20 protein-coding genes are annotated in these 20900 nt (G+C 72.8%); 8 read left to right on the top strand and 12 right to left on the bottom strand.

The genetic code is table 11. The annotated features are described in order from the left end of the window. Positions 1-24 precede the first annotated feature (24 nt). From ABD978_RS13510 to ABD978_RS13500, 3 genes are read right to left on the bottom strand one after another with little or no spacing between them, the layout of a single operon-like run. A complete protein-coding gene (locus ABD978_RS13510; RefSeq protein WP_345353602.1) occupies positions 25-942 on the bottom strand; it encodes a LysR family transcriptional regulator in 918 nt (305 codons plus the stop codon). Then, positions 939-1604, bottom strand: a complete 666-nt coding sequence (locus ABD978_RS13505; RefSeq protein WP_345353600.1) for a TetR/AcrR family transcriptional regulator — start codon at positions 1602-1604, stop codon at positions 939-941. Before ABD978_RS13505 ends, ABD978_RS13510 begins: the two co-directional genes overlap by 4 nt. Before the next feature lie 17 nt (positions 1605-1621). Next, positions 1622-2506, bottom strand: coding sequence for a sigma-70 family RNA polymerase sigma factor (locus ABD978_RS13500; protein WP_345353598.1), 885 nt, complete (start codon positions 2504-2506; stop codon positions 1622-1624). A gap of 73 nt (positions 2507-2579) precedes the next feature. On the opposite strand from ABD978_RS13500, the gene ABD978_RS13495 reads away from it, so the two are divergent. The 6 genes from ABD978_RS13495 (at position 2580) to ABD978_RS13470 (ending at position 7996) form a co-directional block, all read left to right on the top strand. Further along, entirely contained in the window at positions 2580-3665 is a 1086-nt protein-coding gene (locus tag ABD978_RS13495; RefSeq protein ID WP_345353596.1) for an oxidoreductase, read from the top strand. A 207-nt stretch (positions 3666-3872) separates the two neighbouring features. Continuing rightward, complete coding sequence (locus ABD978_RS13490) at positions 3873-4829, top strand: ABC transporter substrate-binding protein (protein ID WP_345353594.1); 957 nt, start codon at positions 3873-3875, stop codon at positions 4827-4829. Next, positions 4826-5656 (top strand): ABC transporter permease, encoded by an 831-nt coding sequence (locus tag ABD978_RS13485; protein WP_345353592.1) that lies wholly within the window; start codon positions 4826-4828, stop codon positions 5654-5656. The genes ABD978_RS13490 and ABD978_RS13485 overlap by 4 nt, the downstream gene beginning before the upstream one ends. Beyond that, positions 5653-6435, top strand: a complete 783-nt coding sequence (locus ABD978_RS13480) for an ABC transporter permease (RefSeq protein WP_345353590.1) — start codon at positions 5653-5655, stop codon at positions 6433-6435. The genes ABD978_RS13485 and ABD978_RS13480 overlap by 4 nt, the downstream gene beginning before the upstream one ends. Before the next feature lies 1 nt (position 6436). After that, positions 6437-7267 carry an ABC transporter ATP-binding protein gene (locus tag ABD978_RS13475; RefSeq protein WP_345353588.1) on the top strand — a complete coding sequence of 277 codons (831 nt, stop codon included), beginning with the start codon at positions 6437-6439 and terminating at the stop codon, positions 7265-7267. A gap of 63 nt (positions 7268-7330) precedes the next feature. Further along, positions 7331-7996 (top strand): GntR family transcriptional regulator, encoded by a 666-nt coding sequence (locus ABD978_RS13470; RefSeq protein ID WP_345353586.1) that lies wholly within the window; start codon positions 7331-7333, stop codon positions 7994-7996. Between the two features lie 32 nt (positions 7997-8028). On the opposite strand, the gene ABD978_RS13465 is transcribed toward ABD978_RS13470, so the two are convergent. Then, complete coding sequence (locus ABD978_RS13465) at positions 8029-9759, bottom strand: tannase/feruloyl esterase family alpha/beta hydrolase (protein WP_345353584.1); 1731 nt, start codon at positions 9757-9759, stop codon at positions 8029-8031. Positions 9760-10152: 393 nt separating this feature from the next. Here ABD978_RS13465 and ABD978_RS13460 point away from each other — a divergent pair, with 393 nt between their 5' ends. Then, positions 10153-10659: a DinB family protein gene (locus ABD978_RS13460; protein WP_345353582.1), complete on the top strand. Its 507-nt coding sequence runs from the start codon at positions 10153-10155 to the stop codon at positions 10657-10659. A 12-nt stretch (positions 10660-10671) separates the two neighbouring features. On the opposite strand, the gene ABD978_RS13455 is transcribed toward ABD978_RS13460, so the two are convergent. From ABD978_RS13455 to ABD978_RS13445, 3 genes are read right to left on the bottom strand one after another with little or no spacing between them, the layout of a single operon-like run. Next, positions 10672-10971: a hypothetical protein gene (locus ABD978_RS13455; RefSeq protein WP_345353699.1), complete on the bottom strand. Its 300-nt coding sequence runs from the start codon at positions 10969-10971 to the stop codon at positions 10672-10674. A 53-nt stretch (positions 10972-11024) separates the two neighbouring features. Then, entirely contained in the window at positions 11025-11414 is a 390-nt protein-coding gene (locus tag ABD978_RS13450; RefSeq protein WP_345353580.1) for an ABC transporter permease, read from the bottom strand. Beyond that, positions 11401-12273 (bottom strand): ABC transporter ATP-binding protein, encoded by an 873-nt coding sequence (locus tag ABD978_RS13445; RefSeq protein WP_345353578.1) that lies wholly within the window; start codon positions 12271-12273, stop codon positions 11401-11403. The genes ABD978_RS13450 and ABD978_RS13445 overlap by 14 nt, the downstream gene beginning before the upstream one ends. Positions 12274-12321: 48 nt before the next feature. Between ABD978_RS13445 and ABD978_RS13440 the strand changes: the two genes are divergently transcribed. After that, on the top strand, positions 12322-12990 hold the full coding sequence (locus tag ABD978_RS13440; protein WP_345353576.1) for a TetR/AcrR family transcriptional regulator: 669 nt from the start codon (positions 12322-12324) through the stop codon (positions 12988-12990). On the opposite strand, the gene ABD978_RS13435 is transcribed toward ABD978_RS13440, so the two are convergent. From ABD978_RS13435 to ABD978_RS13415, 5 genes are all read right to left on the bottom strand, one after another. Further along, on the bottom strand, positions 12941-17005 hold the full coding sequence (locus tag ABD978_RS13435; protein ID WP_345353574.1) for an alpha-(1->3)-arabinofuranosyltransferase domain-containing protein: 4065 nt from the start codon (positions 17003-17005) through the stop codon (positions 12941-12943). The genes ABD978_RS13440 and ABD978_RS13435 overlap by 50 nt on opposite strands. Continuing rightward, on the bottom strand, positions 16993-18150 hold the full coding sequence (locus tag ABD978_RS13430) for a glycosyltransferase family 4 protein (RefSeq protein ID WP_345353572.1): 1158 nt from the start codon (positions 18148-18150) through the stop codon (positions 16993-16995). The genes ABD978_RS13435 and ABD978_RS13430 overlap by 13 nt, the downstream gene beginning before the upstream one ends. Positions 18151-18265: 115 nt before the next feature. Further along, positions 18266-19039 (bottom strand): glycosyltransferase, encoded by a 774-nt coding sequence (locus tag ABD978_RS13425; protein WP_345353570.1) that lies wholly within the window; start codon positions 19037-19039, stop codon positions 18266-18268. A gap of 3 nt (positions 19040-19042) precedes the next feature. Beyond that, positions 19043-19177, bottom strand: coding sequence for a hypothetical protein (locus ABD978_RS13420; protein ID WP_345353568.1), 135 nt, complete (start codon positions 19175-19177; stop codon positions 19043-19045). Continuing rightward, on the bottom strand, positions 19174-20898 hold the full coding sequence (locus tag ABD978_RS13415) for an MmpA family trehalose lipid delivery protein (RefSeq protein WP_345353566.1): 1725 nt from the start codon (positions 20896-20898) through the stop codon (positions 19174-19176). The genes ABD978_RS13420 and ABD978_RS13415 overlap by 4 nt, the downstream gene beginning before the upstream one ends. Positions 20899-20900: the final 2 nt, after the last annotated feature.

Below are 20900 nucleotides of genomic sequence, written 5' to 3'. Positions count from 1 at the left end.
TCATGGGTCTTGTGGTCATAAGCCCTACCTATCACCGATGCAGGGCTGCGCCGGGGAGAACTGCAAGTGCTCGGCCATGAAGTCGATGAACGCGGACAGCGCGGGAGCCGGCCTACGAACGGCCGACCACGCCAGACACGGCGTCCAGACCGGCTCGGGGTCGAGCCCCACGACGCCGACCGGCGGCCCGGGCGCTTCGGCCGCCGACCTGGGCATGACGGCGACCGCCAGTCCGACGGCGGCGAGCGCCCGGGCGGTGCCGTACTCGCGGCTCTCGAACCGCGCCCTCGGCTCGGCGCCCGCCTCGGCCAGGGCCGCGACGATGATCTCCCCCACCGCCGAGCCGGCGGCGTAGTGAACGAGATCCAGTCCGTCCAGTTCCGCGATCGGCAGCCGGTCGCGTCCGGCCAGCGGCGACTCCGCACCCGTGACCAGTACCAGCGGCTCGCCGCCGAGGGGACGGGTGTCCAGCTCCCGGCCCTCAGGTCCCGGAGGGGAGGAGGCGAGGGTCGCGACGTCGAGGCCGCCCGAGCGCAGTTCGGCGATCATCTCCGCGGTGTTCAGTTCCCGCAGTTCCATCTCGACGCGCGGATAGGTGCCGCAGAACGTGGCGAGCGCGTGGGTGAGCCGGCCCATCAACCCCCGTGCCGCCCCCAGCCGGATCCGGCCGCGGACGCCGCCGGCCCACCCCAGCATCTCGTCCTCGACCGCGACCAGGTCCGCCAGGATCCGTTCGGCGTGCTCCAGCAACGCGCTCCCGGCCGGAGTCAGCGCGACGCGATGGTTGTTCCGTTCGAACAGCACCAGTCCCAACTGCCGCTCCAGCTTGCGGATCTGCTGGGAGAGCGCGGGCTGCGCGATGCGCAGCGCCTCGGCCGCCCGCGTGAAGTGCAGCTCGCGCGCGACCGCCTGGAAGTATTCGAGCTGCCGAGAAGTGATCACTCCACGATTGTGCCGAAGGCGCCGGCGTGCCAGAGGGTACGGACGTGGGCGATCACGCGCGGGCCGAGGGCGCTCAGCCCTTCGACGTCGTTCTCGGCGACCGCCCTGGTCACCAGGGTGCTGGTCGCCGCGACGACCATCTGGCAGGTGAACCGGCCCGCGTCGTCGGTGACCCCCATCAGGTCGGCGAACACGGCGGTGATGGCGTCCTGCAGCTCGCTGCGGCGCCGCATCGCCGCGGGACCGGCCGCGTACACCTCGATCAGGAACAGCCGCGTGTAGGGCAGTTCGATGGCGAGTGCCGCGAGGTAGGCGGTGAACGCCCGCTCGAAGCCGCCCAGCGGGTCATCGATCGCATCCGGACCGGGCATGCGGTGTTCGTCGGCGCCGACCATCTCCAGCAGGTGCTGCAGCAGCAGGTCGGCGGCGACGTCGAAGGCGGCCATGAAGCAGTCGAGCTTGTCCTCGAACAGCTGATAGAAGCTCTGCCGCGAGACGCCCGACCGCTGCAGTACGTCGGCGACCGAGGTGGCGACGTACCCCTTCTCGGCCATCACTTCGGCCATCGCCGCGCACAGCCGCGAGCGCTGGATGCGTTCCACTTCCTCCCGCGAGAGCGCGTAACGCCCGCGGGGCAGCCGACGCGGCGATGAATTCGGCATGCGTTCACCATAGATGTTCATGGCACCGGCCGAGACGGCAGGAGCGCGAGGTCGAGCCGCCGGAGCCGCGCTGGATCGGCGACGATGTCGTACTCGGTGACCCGGTCGCCCGCCACCGTGATCACGAGCGCGAGCAGCAGCCGGCCGTGCGGGGCGATCACGGCGCCGGCCCTTCCGTCGACGAGCGCGGGTTCCGCGAACGTCGCGCGCCGCCCGAAGACCAGTGTCTCCCGCGCCACGGTGTCCGCCCCGCGCGCCACCGCCGGCCGGCCCGGCGTCAGCACGACCGCGTCGGCCCGCCGTACGACGTCCGGGTCCAGCACGGCGAGCAGCGCGGTGAGGTCGCCGCCGCGCGCGGCGGCGAGGAACGCCTCGACGACCCGCCGCTGCCGGGACAGCTCGGCGGTGGGGAGCGCCGTCGTGCCGCGCACCCGGTGCCGTGCCCGGCTGGCGAGCTTCTTGGCGGTGACCGGAGTGCGGTCGACGATGGGGGCGATCTGGTCGAACGGTACGGCGAACAGGTCGTGCAGCACGAAGGCGACGCGTTCGGCGGGCGGAAGGGTGTCCAAGACCACGAGCATGGCGCGGCCGACCGAGTCGATGAGCACGGCCTCGTCCTCCGGGTCGTCGTCCCCCGCCTGCGCGGACACCTCCCATTCGAGAGTGTCCTCCCGGCGCGAGGCGCGCGTCCGCAGCATGTCGAGACAGAGCCGGGACACCACCGTACGGAGCCATGCCTCCAGGTTGTCGATGCCGCGTTCATCCGTGCGGCTGAGTCGCAGCCAGGCCTCCTGGACGGCGTCGTCCGCCTCGTTCGCCGAACCCAGCATCCGGTAGGCCACCGCGCGCAACCGCTCGCGGTGCGCCTCGAAGCGCCGGGCCAGTCCCTCGTGCTCGTTCATCGGTCACCTTCCGCCGTCGGGCTCCGTCTGTTTCGTGCCACCGAGCAGCGAGCCGACAGGAGAAGAGCGACCGATGATGCGACAGCAGCAGGATAACGAGTTCGACGAGGCCCGGCCGTTGCTGCGGCCGGTGGCCCTGGGGGACCTGCGGCTGCCCAACCGGGTGGTGATGGCGCCGCTGACCCGGTGCCGCGCCACCAACGAGGACCTGGTCCCGACCGGCCTGCACGCCGCCTACTACGGGCAGCGGGCCGGTGCCGGCCTGATCGTCGCCGAGGGCACCTGGGTGAGCGCGGAGGCGATCGGCCTCCCGAACGTTCCCGGAATCTACAGTGAGCGGCAGGTCGCCGCGTGGCGCCGGGTGACCGGCCTCGTCCACGCCCTGGGCGGCCGTATCGTGCTGCAGCTCTGGCGCCCGGGTGACGACTCCCGCCCCGTACGGGAGATGAGCGTCCCGGACCTCGAACGCGTGATCGCGGAGTTCGGCGCCGCGAGCGGGAACGCGCGCCGGGCGGGGTTCGACGGGGTCGAGATCGCCGCCAACGGCACCCATCTGCTCGCGCGGTTCCTGAACCGGCGGCTGAACCGGCGCACCGACGGATACGGCCGCCCCGGGCACCGTCTCCTCCTCGAGATCGTCGACGCGGTCACCGCCGCCTGGGACGGCCGGCGTGTCGGGATACGCCTGTCGCCGTACTGGAGCGCCGCCGACGCGCCCGCCGCCGACCGGTCGCGCGCGGGCCGTCCCTTCACCGCTGACGACCGGACGCTCGCGGACTATCCGTTCACCGGTGACGACCGGACGCTCGCGGACTACGACGCGCTCGTGGCCGAGCTCGACGAACGCCCGCTCGCCTACCTGCACCTGCGCGGTCCGGTGCCCGGCGGGCCCGTCCCCGACTTCGACGCCTTCGCCCGGTACCGCAAGCTCTTCGACGGTCCGCTGATCGCCAACCACGGCTTCGACCGGGACAGCGGCGATGCGATCGTCGGGGCGGGACTCGCCGACGCCGTGTCCTTCGCCCGCCTCTTCGTGGCCAACCCCGACCTGGTCAGCCGGTTCGCGTTGGGTCACGAGACGGCCGCCGCCGATCCGGGCGCCCACTACACGGGCGGCGCACGCGGCTACGTCGACCACCCGATCTGGTCGGCGTCCTGATTCAAGTTGAGGTCAAATGACGCACCAAGTTGGCGAACGAATCGTTGACAATCCTGTGCGAAATTTCTAACCTGACGCCACACCAACGGTGCCATCGGGGAGGACGGCCATCGGCCGATCGGCCTTTCGCGGGGCCGACCGTCCGGCCAAGGCCGTTCAGCGCCGGCGGCCTCCCCCTCCCCTCGACCGATGCCCAGGAGAAGCACCGTGACAAGAATCCGCGCGGCCCTGGCCGCCGCATCGCTACTCCTTCTCGCCGCGTGCGGAGGAGGGAACGGGTCGTCCAAGGCGTCCGGCAAGGGGCCGACCACGGTGAAGGTCAGCCTGATCCCGATCGTCGACGTGGCACCGGTCTACCTGGGGAACCAGCAGGGGTTCTTCGCCGAGCAGGGCCTGAAGCTTCGGATCGAGACGGCTCAGGGCGGCGCGGCGATCGTGCCGGCCGTGGTCAGCGGTCAGGTCGACTTCGGGTTCAGCAACTACACGTCGCTGGTCATCGCCCGATCCAAGGGACTGCCGCTCAAGGTCGTCGCGCCGGGCAACGCCTCGACCGGCGTCAGGGGCAAGGACTTCGGCGGGGTGGTCGTCAAGTCCGGCAGCCCGATCAAGTCGGCCAAGGACCTCGCCGGCAAGCGCGTCGCGGTCAACACCCTGAACAACATCAACGACACCACGGTCCGGGCGTCGATCCGGGCCGCGGGCGGCGACGCCAAGAACGTCAAGTTCACCGAGCTGGCCTTCCCGGACATGCTCGCCGCCCTGGACAAGGGCAACGTCGACGCGGTTCAGGTCGTCGAGCCCTTCCTCACCACCGCGCTGAAGAACGGCGGCCGGCTGGTCGCGTCCAACTACGTGGACACCGCGCCGAACCTGACCATCGCCGGGTACTTCACCTCCCAGCGGACCGCCGCGTCCAAGCCCGACCTCGTACGGCGGTTCACCACGGCGATGCGGAAGTCCCTGCAGTACGCCGACCAGAACCCCGACGCGGTGCGCAAGGTCCTGGGCACCTACACCAAGATCGACCCGTCGCTGACCGGCTCACTCACGCTGCCGAAGTACCCGGCCCAGGTGAACGGCGCCGGGCTCCAGACCCTGGAGAACCTGGCGGTGCAGGACGGCCTGATCAAGAAGGCCCCGGACGTCAAGGAGCTGCTGCCGTGACGGCGGCGGTGACGGTGGACGCGACGGGCGACGGCCGGGGCGGCCGCCGTCGCCGCCCCGTGCCCGCCTGGGCGCTCGGCCTGATCGGCCTGGCGGGGCTGATGGCGGTGGTGGAGCTGGCGCCCCGGGCGGGACTGGTGCGCAAGCGCTTCCTGCCACCGTTCAGCTCCATGGTCTCCGCGCTGGCCGACGAGGCCGGGACCGGGACGTTCTGGCGGGCCCTGCTGGAGACGCTGCGCGGCTGGGCGATCGGGCTGGCGATCGCGACGGTCGCGGGCGTGGTCCTGGGGATCCTGGTCGGCGGCCTCCCGGTGCTGCGGGCGGCGATGGCGTCGACGATCGAGTTCCTGCGCCCGATCCCGTCGGTGGCGCTGATCCCGCTGGCCGTGCTGCTGTACGGCACCGCGATGCGCTCGACGCTCCTGATCGTCGTCTACGCCTCCTTCTGGCAGGTGCTGGTGCAGGTCCTCTATGGCGTGCGGGACGTGGACCCGGTGGCCCGCGAGACCGCCCGTTCCTACCGGTTCCGCGCGCTGACGCAGGTGCGCACGGTTCTCTGGCCGACCGCGCTGCCGTACGTCATGACCGGCTTCCGGCTGGGCGCGGCCGTCGCGCTGATCCTGGAGATCACCGGTGAGCTGGTCATCGGGTCGCCGGGACTCGGCAAGCAGATCGCGGTGGCGCAGAGCTCGGACGCGGTGGCCACGATGTACGCCCTGGTGATCGTGGTCGGCCTGATCGGCGTCGTCGTCAACGTGGCCGTACGCGCCGTCGAGCGCCGCGTCCTGCGCTGGCATCCGTCGGTCCGCCGGGAGGTGATCTCATGAAGGTCCTCGGCGTGGTGCGCGGGATCGTCCTCCTGCTCGCCGTTCCGGTCCTGCTGTTCGGGGCGTGGTGGCTGGCGACGGCGGACAGCACCGACTTCTTCTGGCCGCCGCTGCGCCAGATCCTGGGCACGTTCGACGACACCTGGTTCCACGGCCGGCTCACCGGCGACGTGCTGCCCAGCCTGCTCCGGCTGCTCGCCGGCTACCTCCTGGCCCTGGTGCTGGGAGTGGCCCTCGGCGTCGCGATCGGCTCGGCGCGCGTGCTCCGGGCGCTGCTGGAGCCCGTCCTGGAGTTCTTCCGGGCGATCCCGTCGCCCGTGCTGGTGCCGATCCTCATGCTGTTCGCCGGCATCGGGAACGAGATGAAGATCCTGGTGATCGTCTCCGGGTGCGTCTGGCCGATCCTGCTGAACACCGTCGAGGGGGTGCGCGGGCTGGACGAGGTGCTGCGCGACACCGCCCGGTGTTACCGGATGCGCCCGCACTCCCGGCTCGTCCACCTGGTCCTGCGGGGGGCGAGCCCGCGGATCGCCGCCGGCGCGCGGCAGGCGCTGTCCATCGGGATCATCCTGATGGTGATCAGCGAGATGTTCGCCGCGAGCAACGGGGTGGGCTTCACCATCATCCAGTTCCAGCGCAGCTTCTCGATCCCGCAGATGTGGAGCGGGATCATCCTGCTCGGGCTGATCGGCATCGCCCTGTCGGCCGTCTTCCAGTTCGTGGAGGCCCGGGTGCTGCGCTGGTACACCGGCCTGCGCCGCTCCCAGCGAGAGGGTTGAGATGACCACCACACCGATCGGCGTCGAGAACCCCGGCACGTCCACCGCGCTGCTGGACGTCCGCGGGCTGAAGAAGGTCTACCAGGGCAAGGGACGGGGCGTCGAAGCGGTCTGCGACCTGACCTTCAGCGTCGGGGCGGGCGAGCTGGTCTGCATCGTCGGGCCGTCCGGCGCGGGCAAGACCACCCTGTTGCGCTGCGTCGCGGGCCTGCTGGACTGCACGGCCGGGGAGGTGACGCTCGAGGGGCGGAAGGTGACCGGCCCGCCGCCGGGAATGGCCGTGGTCTTCCAGGAGTACGGCCGCAGCCTCTTCCCCTGGATGACCGTGCGCCAGAACGTCGAACGGCCGCTGAAGGAGAAGCGCGTCCCCAAGGCCGAACGCCAGAGGCTCGTACGGGAGGCGTTGGACGCCGTCGGACTGGCCGAGGTGCACGACGCCCACCCCTGGCAACTGTCGGGAGGCATGCAGCAGCGCGTGGCCATCGCCCGAGCGGTCGCGTACGAGCCGCACATCCTGCTGATGGACGAGCCGTTCGCCGCGGTCGACGCCCAGACCCGCGCCGAGCTCGAGGACCTCGTCCGCGCCCTCTGGCAACGCCTAGGGGTCACCGTCCTCTTCGTCACCCACGACATCGACGAGTCGGTCTACCTGGGGCAGCGCGTCATCGTCCTGTCGAACTCGCCGACGGTCGTCCTGGAGGAGGTCGCCATCGACCTGCCGGGCGAGCGCGACCAGCTCACCACCCGCTCCGACCCACGCTTCGCCGAACTGCGAGCCCACATCTACCGGCTCATCCAGCAGGCGAAGGAGGGCCACCGGCCGAGTCCCTAGAATCGTGGCGGCCCGCCCGGTACGAAGATGGGCGCAGGTCGACGGGCCCGCGAGCGAGGAAGCATGCCAACGCACGAGCAGACCACGGACGCCACCGGGGAGACCGAACGCCTGGACGTCACCGCGGCGATCCGGGAGGCGATCGCCCGGGGGGACTTCGCGCCCAACCAGCGCCTGGTCGAGGCGGACCTGTCCGAGCAGTTCGGCGTGAGCCGGGGCGGGGTCCGCACGGCGCTGTTCGAGCTGGCCAATGAGGGGCTCGTCGAGCGGATCCAGCACCGGGGCGCCCGCGTCCGCGCCATCACCCTGGACGAGGCGATCGAGATCTCCGAGGTCCGCATGGCCGTGGAGGGCCTGTGCGCCGCCAAGGCCGCCGAGCACGTCACCGACGAACAAATGGCCGAACTGCGCGCCCTCGACGCGGCGATGCGCGCCGCAGTCGCGGACGGGCACGTGCTGCGGTACTCGGAGCTCAACCGGGCCCTCCACCAGCGGATCGTCGAGATCAGCGGGCAGGGCACCGCCGCCGCGGTGCTGTCGCGGCTGCGCGCGCAGAACGTCCGGCACCAGTTCAGACTGGCTCTGCTCCCCGGCCGGCCGAACGTTTCCCTGGCCGAGCACCACGCCATCATCGAGGCGATCTGCGCCCGCGCGCCGGAAGCCGCCGAGCGGGCGGCACGCGCCCACCTGGCCGGCGTCATCGAAGCCCTCAGGTCCACCCCGGCCTGATCCGGGACGGGCCTGAAGGCGAGCGCGAGACGCTACGCGCGAGCCGTGAGCCAGGTCCGCGTCGGCCGGCAGAGGAGTCTCACACCGGACGCCGTGCACCAGGTCTGGTAGTCGCCGGAGTACAGCCGTTCACCGACCCAGTGATAGCCGGGACCCGGCTCGTGGCGCGGCGTGCTCGGCACGAAGTTCGCCGCGTCGTCGACGCTGCCCGTGCCGTCGTAGCGCGCGACCGTCGGGTACGGGTAGACCGGGCGAGTACGCGTGACGGTGCCGTTCGTCACGTTCGACGCGACGATCCTGCCGGGCTGCCGGCCGCTCTCCGTCCACGCCATCACGGGAGTGAGGACGTCGAAGGTGTTCGGGCCCTCGCCGCCACCGCAGTGCGCGACGCCGGGGAAGAGGTACAGCTTGGCGAACCTGTCAACGACGCCACGGCCCATGGTCTTCCGCATCGCGTCGTAATACGCCAGGGTGCTCTGCGGGGAGATGTGCTGGTCGCTCCAGCCGTGCCAAAGCAAGAGCTTTCCGCCACCGCGCTGAAAACGGCTCAGGTCCGGGTCCATCGCGGCGAGGTAGCCAGACGACTGGACCGTCTTCCAGAACGAGGCGACCGTGAACTTCAGGTCGGACAGCTTCCAGCCGGGATTCACCACGTTCGTGTATCCGAGGTACCGCGCGAAGGACAGCACGAAGTTCTCGCTGCCCACCGTCTGACCTTGTTTCGCCGGGACGAAGAGGGTCCAGTCGAGCTCGGAGCCCCACTCGTGGGCGATCGCGGGCTCCAGTCGGCGGCCCCGCTCGTCGACCGCCCCGTCGTGAAGACGGCGGACGACACCGGTCTCGGCGCTGCTCAGGCAGGTCGATGGATCCTGGCCGGCCTTGCACAACAGCGTCGCCGGGTCGAAGTGGCACTGGCGCGGGTCGCCGATCAGGCCGTCCGTCACACCGTCCAGTCCGTCACAGGCGGCCAGCACGGCGCGGTGGATCAGCGGCAGTTTGCCGGCGAGGAGGATGTAGTGGCCGTCGTCGTCGAGGTTGGTCAGGACGTTCCACGCGTGGTGGAAGGTGTTCTGGACGACCATGTCGTTCGCCGGGGCTCCGGCGGCGATGCCGTCGAAGTCGCCGGGGAAGCGCTGGGCCTCCATCAGCGCCTCACGGCCGCCGTCGGAGCAGCCGTCGAAGTAGGAGTAGGCGGGAGAACGGCCGTAGAACCGGGCGATGACGGCCTTGGCGACCTGGGACGTCACGTGGACGCCGCGGTAGGCGAAGTCGATCTGCGCCTGCGGGTTGTTCGCCGCCCAGGATCCGTCGGGGCTCCCCTGGTGCCCCATGTCGGTCGTCGCACTGGCGATCGTGCCGTCCGTGACCGGCGTGCAGGTCGACGCCTGCGTGTAGTCGATGTTCGCCGAGCCGCACTCACCGCCGCAGCCCGTCTGGAGGTAGCGCTGCGTCCAGCCGTTGACGGGCAGGCGCATGACGATGGTGTTCGCCGGAGCGACGGTCCCCCGGACGTCGCAGTACGGGGCCGGCGCGCCCGTCGTCGAGACGGTCGCAGAGGTGATCTTCACTGGTGCGTCGGTGACGCCGCTCAGGTCGAGGCCCGTCAACTCGGCGCAGTCCATCACCGGCTTGAGCGCCGGAAGGTCCGCGAGCCCCGCCGCCGTGACGGGACGTTCGTTCGGCCGCGCACCGGCGGTACCGGCCAGGCTCCCGACGGACCCGAAGACCACCGGCAGGACGGCGAGGAGGAGAGAACCGGTCATCGGCCGCCACCGGCGCCGCGCCCGTCTCCTGCTGTCTCGGGATTCTTGATCGCGCGCTAATGATCCACGCATGGGCAACCGCCTCCTTGGTCAGGCATGCCGCTCCTGCCTGGCAGCCCCCGAGCCGGCTGAAGAACAGCAGGTTCGAGGAATGTTAACAATCTGGATGACACTTTGGTAGATAAAACTTCCGCCAGTCCGTGGGCCGAATGTGGCCGGGCGACGACGTCGGCCGGCGACGCTCGCCTAGGGCCTGTCCGGCGGATCATGCCGGGCGGCCCGCCGGCGCTGAATCGCTGTAGCGCCCCACTGGAGAAGGCGCTGGGTGGAGCAGGTGGGGTCCGTCGATAAAAACCTCGACAACGGGCGCGGTGGTTGGGGATGCTTCGCGCGATGACCAGAATCAACGACACGCCGCCCGCATGGGACGAGCGCACCCAGCTCACCACCTTCCTCGACTACGCACGGGACACCGCCCGCGCCAAGTGCGAGGGTGTCTCCGCGGAGAACGCCCGCAAGGCGCTCCTGCCGGGCTCACCGCTGATGACCATGAGCGGACTGATCAACCACCTTCGCTGGGTCGAGTACTACTGGTTCCAGGTGGTCTTCCTCGGCGAGGAAGACCGGGCCCCCATGACGGATGAGGACCCCGACCGCGAGATGCGTATCGCCGTCGACTTCCCGCTCACGCAGTTGCTCGACGAATACGCCGAACAGAGCGCCCGCTACCGCGAACTGGTCGCCGGGAACGACCTGGACAAGCAGGCTGAGGGAACCATCCGCAACGGCCTCCACGTCGACCTGCGCTGGATCCTCCTCCACCTCACCGAGGAGACAGCCCGCCACAACGGCCACCTGGACATCCTGCGCGAGATGCTCGACGGCACGACCGGCGACTAGATCCGGCGGAGATCACGGGCAGAGCCGAAGTCGGATCGAGGCGACGGTGCCGCAGGTCAGCGCCACGCCGAGCAGGACGGCGCAGGCCGCCGCCGCGGTGTGCGCGTCGCCGGTCAGGGCGGCGTGCAGCCCGCGGACGGCCCAGTAGCCGGGCGAGATCGGGGCCACGCCCGCGACCCAGTGCGGCAGGGCGCCGAGCGGGACGAGCGCGCCGCCGAGACTGCTGAGCAGCATGCCGCCGATGTCGTAGGCGGCCGAGAGTTCGCCCATGCTGCGGACCAGTACGCCGACCAGCGCACCGAGGCCGAGCAGCGTGCAGCTCCAGCTCAGCAGGACGCCCAGCAGCAGGAGTGGATGCGGAACGCTCAGCCCGAGGGCGCACGCGCCGAAGCGACGATGAGGACTTGCTGGGCGAGCAGGGCCGCGAAGACGGGGATGGCCTTGCCCGCGAGCATCTCCGCGGGATGGAGTGGCGTGCCGCGCAGGCGGTCCCAGGTGCGCGCCAGCCGTTCGGTGAGGATCGCGCCGCCGGAGATGCTCAGCGCGAGCAGCGAGAAGGTGACCAGTGTGCCGACGACCGCCTGTTCGGTGCCCGCCGTCCGGCCTTGTGCGGCCAGGTAGAGCGGGCGCAGCAGGGTGATGAACGCGAGCGGGAGGATCATCCGGCTCAGCAGCGGGCCGGGTTCGCGCAGCATCAGCAGCAGGTTGTGGCGGACGAGAACGCCCGTACGGGCGGCGGACTCACGCGGCGACATCGCGGGCCTCCTCACCCACCGCGGCTCCCAGCGAGCGGTAGAGATCGTCCAGGCCGGGGCGGCGCACGTCGACGGAGGCGGGCACGCGGCCGGAGGCGAGCAGGGCGGCGAGGTCGGCGCCGGGATCCGTCGTCGGCAGCCGCAGTTCGGGTTCGGCCGGGTCGGCGAAGGTGACCCTGAGCTCGCCGGGCAGGTGGCGGGTGAGCTGTTGCCGGGTACCGCGCGCGATGACGCGCCCGGCACGGGCGAGCGCCAACGTGGCGTCCAGATCGACGAGTTCCGGCAGGTAGTGCGTCGTGTAGAGGACGGCCGCGCCAGCTTCGGCGCGGGCCCTGACGGCGAGCAGCAGCGCCGAGCGGGTCTCCGGGTCGGCGCCGGTGGTCGGTTCGTCCAACAGCAGCAGCGGCGGCGAACCGACCATGGCGGTGGCGGCCTGGACGCGGCGGCGCTGGCCACCGGACAGGACGCCCACGGGCCGGTCCGCGAGCGCGGTCAGGTGAAGCTCGTCCAGGACCCGGGCGATCTCGGTGTCCCGGCGCCGCCCGCGCAGCCCGGCCAGTCCGGCGAACAGCCGCGCGTTCTCCCGTACGGTGACGCGGTCGTACAGCGCGACCTCCTGCGGCGCCACGCCGAGCAGCCGCCGTACGGCAGGGCCGGCGCGCAGCGCGTCACGCCCGCCGACGCGCACCCGGCCGGCGTCGGGGCGCACGAGACCGGTGACGATCTCCACGAAGGTGGTCTTGCCGGCGCCGTTGTGACCGATCAGGCCGACGATCTCGCCGGGCGCGACCTCGAGGTCGAAGCCGTCGAGCGCTCGCCGCCGGCCGTAGCGCTTCACCAGTCCCTCTGCTGTGAGCATCCCGCCTCCAGACGATGTATACACCGTATACGTATACACTGTAGACCCATGGGCGGCAGGCGGGAAGAGATCTTGGACGCGGCACTGGCCATCGCCGACGAGCACGGCCTCGAAGCCGTCTCGATGCGTGCGGTGGCCGAGCGCGTCGGCGTGACACCGATGGCGCTGTACCGGCACGTGAGCGGCAAGGCCGCGCTGCTGGACGCCGTCGTCGGCCGACTGCTCGCCGCGTTCCTGCCGCCGGACGCCGGCGAGGACCAGGGGTGGGAAGAACGGCTCGGCGCCCTGGCGCACGCCTGCCGGAACGCGACCCAGCGTCACCCGTGGGCGGCGCAGCTGCTCTTCTCGCGGCCCGCCGTCACGCCGGACGCCGTGCGCGCGGTGGACGTCATCTACACCGCGCTCATCGAAGCCGGGGTCCCGGATCGCGACGTGCCCCGGCTGGAGCGCCTGATCAGCACTTTCGTGATCGGCTTCGCCGCGTCCGAGGCATCGGGCCGCTTCGCCCCCGGCACCCTCGACCCGCGCAGCCGCCGCGGCCGGCTCCCGGAGGGCGATCTTCCCGGCCACCACAGGCTGGCGCCGTGGCTTGACCTGCCCGTCGACCTCACCACCGAATTCGAGGCCGACCTGGACGACATAGTGCGACTGATCAAGACGTGCGTGACTACCTCTCCCGTGTCCGCGACGACGCCGCGACCAGGCGGGCGACGATGACGAGGCAGACGAGCTGCGGCAGGGTCTCGGTGCACAGGTGCGCCGCGGTGTGCTGCGCCGACTGCAGGCGCAGGCCGACGAGCAGGGACGCCGTCGCGGCGAGCATCGCCGCCGCCGGGAGCCACGGCGTGCCCAGCCGCGTACGCGCCGGGGCGAGGGCGAACGCCACCGCCGCGACCGCCGCCACGGCCGTCCCGACGAGGCCGTCGCTCCAGTAGCCGATGCCCGCCGCCGCGCCCACCGTCAGGACGAGCTCGAGGGTCGCGACGAAGCGGGACCTCGCCCGCGCGGTCTCCGGTCGCGGCTCCGGCTCGGCGGAGCGGTGCCGGGACGGCCAGAGGGCTGCGATCACCAGGACGACCAGGAAGTTCAGGCCGATGAGGACGGCGGCCTGATACGTGCGGTCGGGGGTGTACGACAGGCGGACGGTGCCGATGGTGCCCGCCGGGAGCGCCCACGCCTGGCGCCAGCCGTCGATCCGTACCGGGCGCAGGGTCCGCCCGTCGATCTTCGCCTGCCATCCGGCGTTGTAGTTCTCGTTGACCACCAGGTACGAGGCGCGCCGCGCCGAGACCTCCACCTGCCGGTGCTCGGACGTCCACCGCGTCACGGTCACCGGCGACGGCTCGCCGTCCCCGGCCGCCGTGGCGCCGGCCGGGGCGAGCACGGCGGAGTCGACGCGGAAGGCGCCGGACGGCGCCGAGACGAGCCGGTCGTCGCCCGCCTTGACCGTGACCGTGCGGCACGCCTGGAACCGGAACGCCCGCCCCTCCAGGAGGTCCGCGTACGTGCCGGTCGCGCGGGTCGGCACGTCGACGCCGTTCAGCCGCAGGTGGGGGCCGAAACCGCACGGCAGCGGGACGCGCGCGCCGGGGAGCGCGCGGAACGGCTTGACGCCCGGCACGGTGACGTCGGTGATCTGCGGCAGGCCGGAGAACCGCAGCGTCAGCCGGCTCGTGCGCATCGGCTTGAACGACACGCGGCCCTTGTCGTCCAGCGGCGCCTCGCGCCACTGGCCGTCGTCCCCCTCCACGCGGACCTGGGTGAGGTAGGCCGCGCCCGCCGGACGCCGTACGGTGATCTGCCCCACCTGGACCTTGCGGCCCCAGGACAGCGACAGCCACGGCGCGCGGTCCCCCGTCGCGGGCACCCACGTGGTCGCGGGGTCGGCGTCGAACGCGCCGCGCGGCAGGGTCGCGGGCTCCCGGGTCAGCGTCGAGCTCGCGGTGACCTGGAGGCGGGGGTCGGTGCTCGTGTAGCGCTGGATCAGGTCCGGATCGGTGAGGGCGGCCGTCCCGGTCAGCTTCGCGGTGTCCGTACGGGCGGCGGTGAAGACGCGGTCGAAGGCGTACGGCTCCTCCGCCCCGCGTTCGAGGTACGGCGAGCAGACCCAGCGGATCGAGCCCCGCAGGCACGCCGGCATCCCGTCCGAGGTCCGGGACATGACCACCGTCGCGCCGGCCGGGACGGTCGGCAGGCGGTACTCGCGGCCCGCGCGCACGCCGTCGACGTGCAGCTCGGAGACGGCCACGCGGGCGGCGGCGGGGACGGCGGGCCGCGCGGTCAGCGATCTGATCCGGACGCGCAGCCAGCGGGTCCGCCCGGCGGGGACGCGGAGCGGCTGCGCGGCGGAGGTACCGGCGAGGTGCTGGACGACCCGGCCGGTCTCGGTCTCGACGGCGACCTCGTCCGGCGGCGGGCCGAGGCCGTCGTCCTGGGCGAACGCCGCCGTGACGTTCCGAGGCGTCAGCGGGTGGTCGAAGTCGACGCGGAGCCACTGGCCGACGGGGCCGGTCCAGCCGCCGCTCTCCCACCGGGTGCGCGGGTCGCCGTCCACGGCGGCGTACGGGAGGGCGCCGGGCTGGTCGAGTTCGGCCGGCGAGGTGATGTCGGACGCGGAGGCGGAGGCCGTGACGTCCTTGATGCCGGTGTAGGCGGCGACGGTGGAGTAGCGGTCCCAGCCGGGTTCGAGGACGTCCCGGCGGGTGGCGGGCACGCCCCGCTCCGCTGCCGCGGTCAGCGTGGGCGAGGTGTGGCCGCGCAGTTCGCCGAAGTCGCGTTCGACCTTGCGCAGGGAGTCGGCGACGACGGGCCGGCCGGTCGTCTCGGGATCGTCGGCGCCGAACAGGACGGGCCGGCCGTCCACCAGGCCGTCGTCGGCCATCGTGAGCAGGGCCTCCGGCGAGCCGTACAGCCGCAGGGCCTGGTCGGCGTCGAGCAGGCCGACGGTGTCGTCCGCGCCTTCGACCTCGTAGATCTCGACGGGCGCGTACGGCTGGTCCGGTGAGCTCACGGCGTCGTCCGGCAGGACGGAGCCGGCCGGCACCCCGCCGAACCAGGCGACCCGCCGGATGCCCGGTGAGGAGTCGAGTGCCTGGTGCACGCGGGCGGGCCACGCGCCGCGCAGGTCGTCGCGGCGCAGGTCGTTGCGGACGAGGAGGTAGCGGATGCCCATGCGGGCCAGCACCTCGGTCAGCCCCGCGGAGCCCCGGCCGGTGGTGATCCGCTGGTCGATGGCGTCGAGCAGCCGCGTGAAGCCGGCCGAGCCGGCGGGGACGAGTTGCCGTTCGCCCCAGCGGACGTTCAGCAGCGGCTGGGTGACGTCGTCCATCGGGCGCCCCCACAGGTACTCGCCGAAGCGCGCGCCCGGGACGGCCAGGACGCCCTGGTCCCCGGCACGCCCGTTCAGCCAGGCGGCGGCCTCACGCCAGTACTGCGGGACCGCGCGGAAGTCGCCGTCGGCGGACAGGCCCGTGCTCAGCGCGGACAGCAGCACCCCGGCCAGGGCGGCGGCCGCTCCGGCGGCGGTCCACCTCCGCCACCGGAGCGGCGACGACAGCAGGTGCGCGAGGCCGAGGGCCAGCGGCAGCCGGACCAGGCCGTCGAACTTGTAGAGGTTGCGGAGCGGGGCGAGCGGCCCGTCGATCAGGTCCCGTACGGCGGGCGCGAGCGGGCCCGCGTGCCCGGCGACCATGACGACGAGGCCGGTCAGCAGCGTGAGGACGAGGAAGGTCCGCTCGGGGAGCCGGGCCCGTACGAGACCGGCCAGGCCGAGTGCGGCGACGAGACCGGTGCACAGGACGGGGAGCGTGGCGGTCGCGAAGGCGTGGCCGAGGGGCCACCAGGGACGGCCGTCCACGACGAGGAGGTTCAGCCAGCGTTCCGATCCCCGCAGGACGTTGGCGGGGCCGGTCGTCGCGGTGGTCGTCGCGGCCTTCTCGGTGTAGAGCAGCCACGAGTAGGCGTACCGGCCGAGCAGGAGCAGCGGCACGGACCACCAGGCGGTGGCACAGCCCACCGCGACCGCCCACCACGCGAGGAGGCGCGTCCGGAACAGGCGCGGGCGCCCCCGGGAACTCCGGGTGAGCACGTACAGGACCGGGACGACGAGGACGGCGAGGACCGCGGTGGCGTTGATGCCGCCGCAGCAGGCGACGGCCAGCCCGGACCGGGCGGCCGCGCGGACCCGGCCGCCGCCGTGCGCGGCGGCGACCAGGGGCAGCACCATCCAGGGCAGCATCGCCAGGGGCAGGTACTCCGAGGAGTTCGTGCCGAGGGACGCCAGGCCGTGCGGGCCCAGCGCGTACGCGAGGGCGCCGATCAGCCGCGTGTCCGGCGTGCCGGTCCCGAGGCGGCCGGCGAGGCGGCGGGCGCCGAGGAACGCGGTGCACAGCAGCATGGCCAGCCACAGCCGCTGGACGATCCAGGCCGGCATGCCCGCCAGGTGGCCGAGCGCGTAGAACGGGCCCATCGGGAACAGGTAGCCCGACACCTGGTTCTGCAGTTGCCCGAACTGCTCGATGTCCCACAGATGCAGCGCCCGCCCGAGGAAGCCGAGCGGGTTCACCGCCATGTCGATCTTGGTGTCGGCGATGATCCGGCCGGGCCGGGTCGCCGTCGCGAGGAGGGTCAGCAGCGCGCAGCCCAGGAGGGTCCGCAGGCGGTCCCGCAGCCGCTCGTCGAGGCGGTACGGCTCGGTGTCGGGGGACGGTTCGGCGCGGGTCAGCGCGGCCATGGGAACGACTGATCCTCCAGACCGTGCGCCGTCCCGCGCCGGACGGCCGCGTCGAGCAGCGCCGCCATGCGTTCGGCGCTGCGCGCCCACGTGAACTCGGCGGCCCAGGCCCGGCAGGCGACCGCCGTCTCCCGGCGTCGCTCCGGCCCGGTCAGCTCCTTCAGTGCCCGCTCGACGACGTCCGCGAGGTCCTCGCCGTCGCGCACGAGCCGACCGGTCACCCCGTCGACGACGGCGTCGCGCAACCCGTCGACGTCGTACGCGACGGTCGGCACGCCGAGCGCCGCCGCCTCGGCCACGCTGAGGCCCCAGCCCTCACCTCGGGAGGCGCTGAGGTGGAGGCGGGCGCGGGCGACGAGCGCGACCTTGTCCTCCTCCGGCAGGTAGCCGTGCAGGACGACCAGGTCCGCCAGGCCGCGCGCGGCGATCCGGGCCCGCAGCCCGGCCTCCTCCGGTCCCCGCCCGATGACGTGGACCCGGACGCGGAGGCGTTCGGCGACGTCCAGCAGCCGGTCGACGCGCTTGTGCGGGACGAGCCTGCTCACGCACACCAGCTCCGGGTCGCACTCCCCCGGCTCCGGGACCGAGTCCGGCGGCGTGACGCCGTTGGGGACGATGTGGACGGGGCCGGTCCAGGCGAGGCGTTCCCGCATGGCGGTCACCGTGGACGGGGACACCGCGACGCAGGCGTGCCGCCGGTACGTCCACCGGGCCACCGGCCCCTCGAGGAACCGGCCGATCCGCGCCAGCCAAGCCGGGAAGTAGACGCCGAACTGGTCGTCGTGCACGTGGTGGACGACGCACAGCACGGGCACGCGGCGCGGCAGCACCCACGGCGTGAAGAACGGGATGCCGTTCTGGCAGTCGAGCACGGCGTCGAACGCCCGCCGGTGCCGCAGCATCCAGGCCAGGACCAGCGGATACACGCCGAACCGGCCGCCCAGGCGTACGATCTGGACGCCCTCGATCCGCTCCCGCCGGGCCTGGCCGGGCGCCCGCCCGGTGACGAAGCACACCCGTGTTCCCCGCGCGGTGAACCACCGGGCCATCTCCCAGGCGTAGCGCTCGGCGCCACCGGCCTCCGGATGCCAGGGGTCGCGCCAGTTCACGACAGCGAGCGTACGCAGTTCCCGCGCGACCGTCATCTGCGCCTCCCGCTCAGCCTGCGGGGCGCTTCAGGACGCCGTCTTCCCTCGTCGCTCCGGTCGCTGCGCTCCCTGCGCTCCTCAGTCCAGACGACGTCGCGCCCCTCCGGCACGCTCATCCGGCTCCGACCTCGTCGGCGACGGCGCGGGGGCGCTGCGCGGCCGGGGCGCGGCGGGCCTCGGCGTGGATGCGGAGCAGATCGCGCAGGCAGCCGACCGTGTGCCGCCGTACGGAGAAGGTCGAACCGGGCACGTCGCGCCACACCACGGGGATCTCCACAGGCTCGGCGCCCCGGCGACGGCAGTGCAGCAGCAGTTCCACGTCGAAGGCGAAACCGGCCGTGCGGAGGTCGGCGGCGACGGCCCGGGCCAGCGGGCCGGTGAAGAACTTGAACCCGCACTGCGTGTCGGCGACCCCTCCCGTGAGGTCGTGGACGAGGCGGTTGAAGGCGAGCGCGCCGACACGGCGCAGCGGATGCCCGTACACCTCGACGATCGAACCCGGATGCCGCCGCGAGCCGATGACGACCTGGTGCCCGGTCCGCAGCAGGGCGAGGACCTCGTCGAGGGCGGCCAGGTCGGTGGCCATGTCCGCGTCGCAGAACCCGGCGTACGGGGCGGTGGTGGCCAGCAGACCGGCCCGGACCGCCGCGCCCTTGCCGGGCACCGGGCAGTGGACGAGACGCACCGGCACCGGCCCGGACCAGCGCTCGGCGATCCGCGCGGTGGCGTCAGTGCTGGCGTTGTCCACGACGACGATCGAAGCGCTCAGCGGCAGCCCAGCCAGCTTCGCGGACAGCCGTTCCAGGCCGTACGGGAGCCGCCCGGCCTCGTTGCGCGCGGGGATGACGACGTCCAGCGCCGGGACGGGCGGGCACTCCGGGCGCACGGCTCACCGGGAGCCGTAGTTGTACAGCGGCTTGACGACCGGGTCCTGCTGCGAGGTCGTGACGACGCGCACGACGCCGAACGAGGTGAGGAGGGCCAGCACGATTCCGGCCAGCATGGCGACGGCGATCCGCATCATGGCTCCTTCGGCGACAACGATCTGAAGAGGCTACCGACCGGTAGCCGCATTGACCACACAACCACCGCAAAAGTAGTGAACGACGCTATTGCCGTAGGCCATTGCGAAACCGGCGTCTCTCTGCTCCCGGCGGCACCCGGGATGCGGTAGAGGGTCAGGTCGGGTCCGGTGACGACGCGTTCCGCCCCGGGGAGACGGGCCCCCCAGGTCCCGAACTCCTCGGACGCGTCGACGGCGACGTACCGGATCCCGCGGGCGCGCAGCGCGTCGGTGAGCGGCGCGCCGGAGCTGATGAGGGGGTCCAGTGCCCGGGCCCGCGGGTCCTCCACCGCCATCCGGAGGTCCCGCCGCCCACCCGTCCCGACCCGTACGGCGTCGTTCAGGACGACCCGGCCGGGCAGGTAGCGGGGCAGCGGATCGAGCACCCGGCGCCCGCCGTTCCAGGCGTAGGTCCGGTACGCCTCCCACGGCAGGACGAGCACCGTGCCGGGCTCGGCCGCCACGACGGCGCGCGCCCGCGACCAGTCGGCCGGATAGCGCACCGCCGCGAGCCGGCCGCCCGCGCCCCAGGCGAGGCCGGGCAGCAGGGCCACCGGCACGAGGAAGGCCAGAACCGCCAGCTCCGGGCGTCCGCCCGCGACGCGATCGACGGCCAGGCCGGCCCCGACCGCGACGACGACGGCGAGCGGGGCGACGTACTGATGGCCGTCCCGCAGTATCGCGAATCCGGGCCACAGCCCGATCGCCCAGCGCAGGAGGCCGGGGACGACCGCGCCGAGGGCGGCGAGGACCAGGCCGGCGAGCGCGGCGACCCCCAGGCCCCGGGTCGCGGCCGCCCGGCCGCCGCGCGCGTACGCGACCAGGGCGAGCAGGACGACGCACAGCCAGGGCACGGCGGTGACGACGGCGCCGTACCCGGGCGGCACGGTCTCGGCGTTCCAGCCGCCGCCGAGGAGCAGCAGGCTGCCGAGCGCGCCGAACGGCGTGTCCGCGCGGGCGGCGAACGCCGCCACCCCCGCCGGGTCCGCCGGGACCCCCGAGAACCGCGCGAGGGAGGGAACGAGCCACGGCAGGCTCATCACGAGCAGCCCCGCGAGCAGCCACGGCAAATCTTGCCCCGACCAACCGACCCCGACGGACCTCCCGGCCCCCGACCGACCGGCCCCGACCGATCTCCCGGGGCGCGGCCGGTGCAGGCCGATCAGGAGGACGACCAGGCCGGACACGGCCATCGCGGCGAACCCGCCGATCGCCGCCGGCACCAGCGCGAGGACCAGCCGCCGGGGCTCGCCGCGCGCGGCCGCCCGCACCACCCACGGCAGCGCGGCGTACCCGAGGAGCAGCGCCCACTGGCCGAGCAGCAGCCGTTCGGCGACGAAGGGGTTCCAGGCGTAGACGACCCCGCCGGCCAGCCGGGCCGTGAGCCGTTCCGAAGGGACCAGCGCGGACGCGGACACGCAGGCGATCACGAAGACGGCCAGCAGGATCGCCTTCTGCACGAGGTCCGCGGGCGCGACGTGGGCCAGCGCCGTGACGACCGCGTCGCTGGGCACGTGCCGCGGCAGCATCCCGGCCAGCCCGAACGTCTCGCGGTCGAACGTCGGATGCGGCACGAACACCATGTCGTACGCGAGCGTGAACCCCGGGGCCAGCGCGGGCCCGAGCGCCAGCAGCCCCAGGACCAGCCCCGTCCCGGCGGCGACGACGGAGCCTCGGGACACGC

The organism is Actinoallomurus liliacearum (genome assembly GCF_039542035.1).
In the GTDB taxonomy this organism is placed as follows: domain Bacteria; phylum Actinomycetota; class Actinomycetes; order Streptosporangiales; family Streptosporangiaceae; genus Actinoallomurus; species Actinoallomurus liliacearum.
This window is presented reverse-complemented; position numbering and strand designations above follow the sequence as displayed.

Bases quoted from the DNA above. Each gene is read 5' to 3' on its own strand.
- ABD978_RS13480 (WP_345353590.1), top strand. From the start codon at position 5,653: ATGAAGGTCCTCGGCGTGGTGCGCGGGATCGTCCTCCTGCTCGCCGTT.
- ABD978_RS13430 (WP_345353572.1), bottom strand. From the start codon at position 18,150: ATGACGGTCGCGCGGGAACTGCGTACGCTCGCTGTCGTGAACTGGCGC.
- ABD978_RS13440 (WP_345353576.1), top strand. From the start codon at position 12,322: ATGGGCGGCAGGCGGGAAGAGATCTTGGACGCGGCACTGGCCATCGCC.
- ABD978_RS13470 (WP_345353586.1), top strand. From the start codon at position 7,331: ATGCCAACGCACGAGCAGACCACGGACGCCACCGGGGAGACCGAACGC.
- ABD978_RS13450 (WP_345353580.1), bottom strand. From the start codon at position 11,414: ATGTCGCCGCGTGAGTCCGCCGCCCGTACGGGCGTTCTCGTCCGCCAC.
- ABD978_RS13420 (WP_345353568.1), bottom strand. From the start codon at position 19,177: ATGATGCGGATCGCCGTCGCCATGCTGGCCGGAATCGTGCTGGCCCTC.
- ABD978_RS13435 (WP_345353574.1), bottom strand. From the start codon at position 17,005: ATGGCCGCGCTGACCCGCGCCGAACCGTCCCCCGACACCGAGCCGTAC.
- ABD978_RS13500 (WP_345353598.1), bottom strand. From the start codon at position 2,506: ATGAACGAGCACGAGGGACTGGCCCGGCGCTTCGAGGCGCACCGCGAG.
- ABD978_RS13465 (WP_345353584.1), bottom strand. From the start codon at position 9,759: ATGACCGGTTCTCTCCTCCTCGCCGTCCTGCCGGTGGTCTTCGGGTCC.
- ABD978_RS13475 (WP_345353588.1), top strand. From the start codon at position 6,437: ATGACCACCACACCGATCGGCGTCGAGAACCCCGGCACGTCCACCGCG.
- ABD978_RS13445 (WP_345353578.1), bottom strand. From the start codon at position 12,273: ATGCTCACAGCAGAGGGACTGGTGAAGCGCTACGGCCGGCGGCGAGCG.
- ABD978_RS13460 (WP_345353582.1), top strand. From the start codon at position 10,153: ATGACCAGAATCAACGACACGCCGCCCGCATGGGACGAGCGCACCCAG.
- ABD978_RS13495 (WP_345353596.1), top strand. From the start codon at position 2,580: ATGATGCGACAGCAGCAGGATAACGAGTTCGACGAGGCCCGGCCGTTG.
- ABD978_RS13505 (WP_345353600.1), bottom strand. From the start codon at position 1,604: ATGCCGAATTCATCGCCGCGTCGGCTGCCCCGCGGGCGTTACGCGCTC.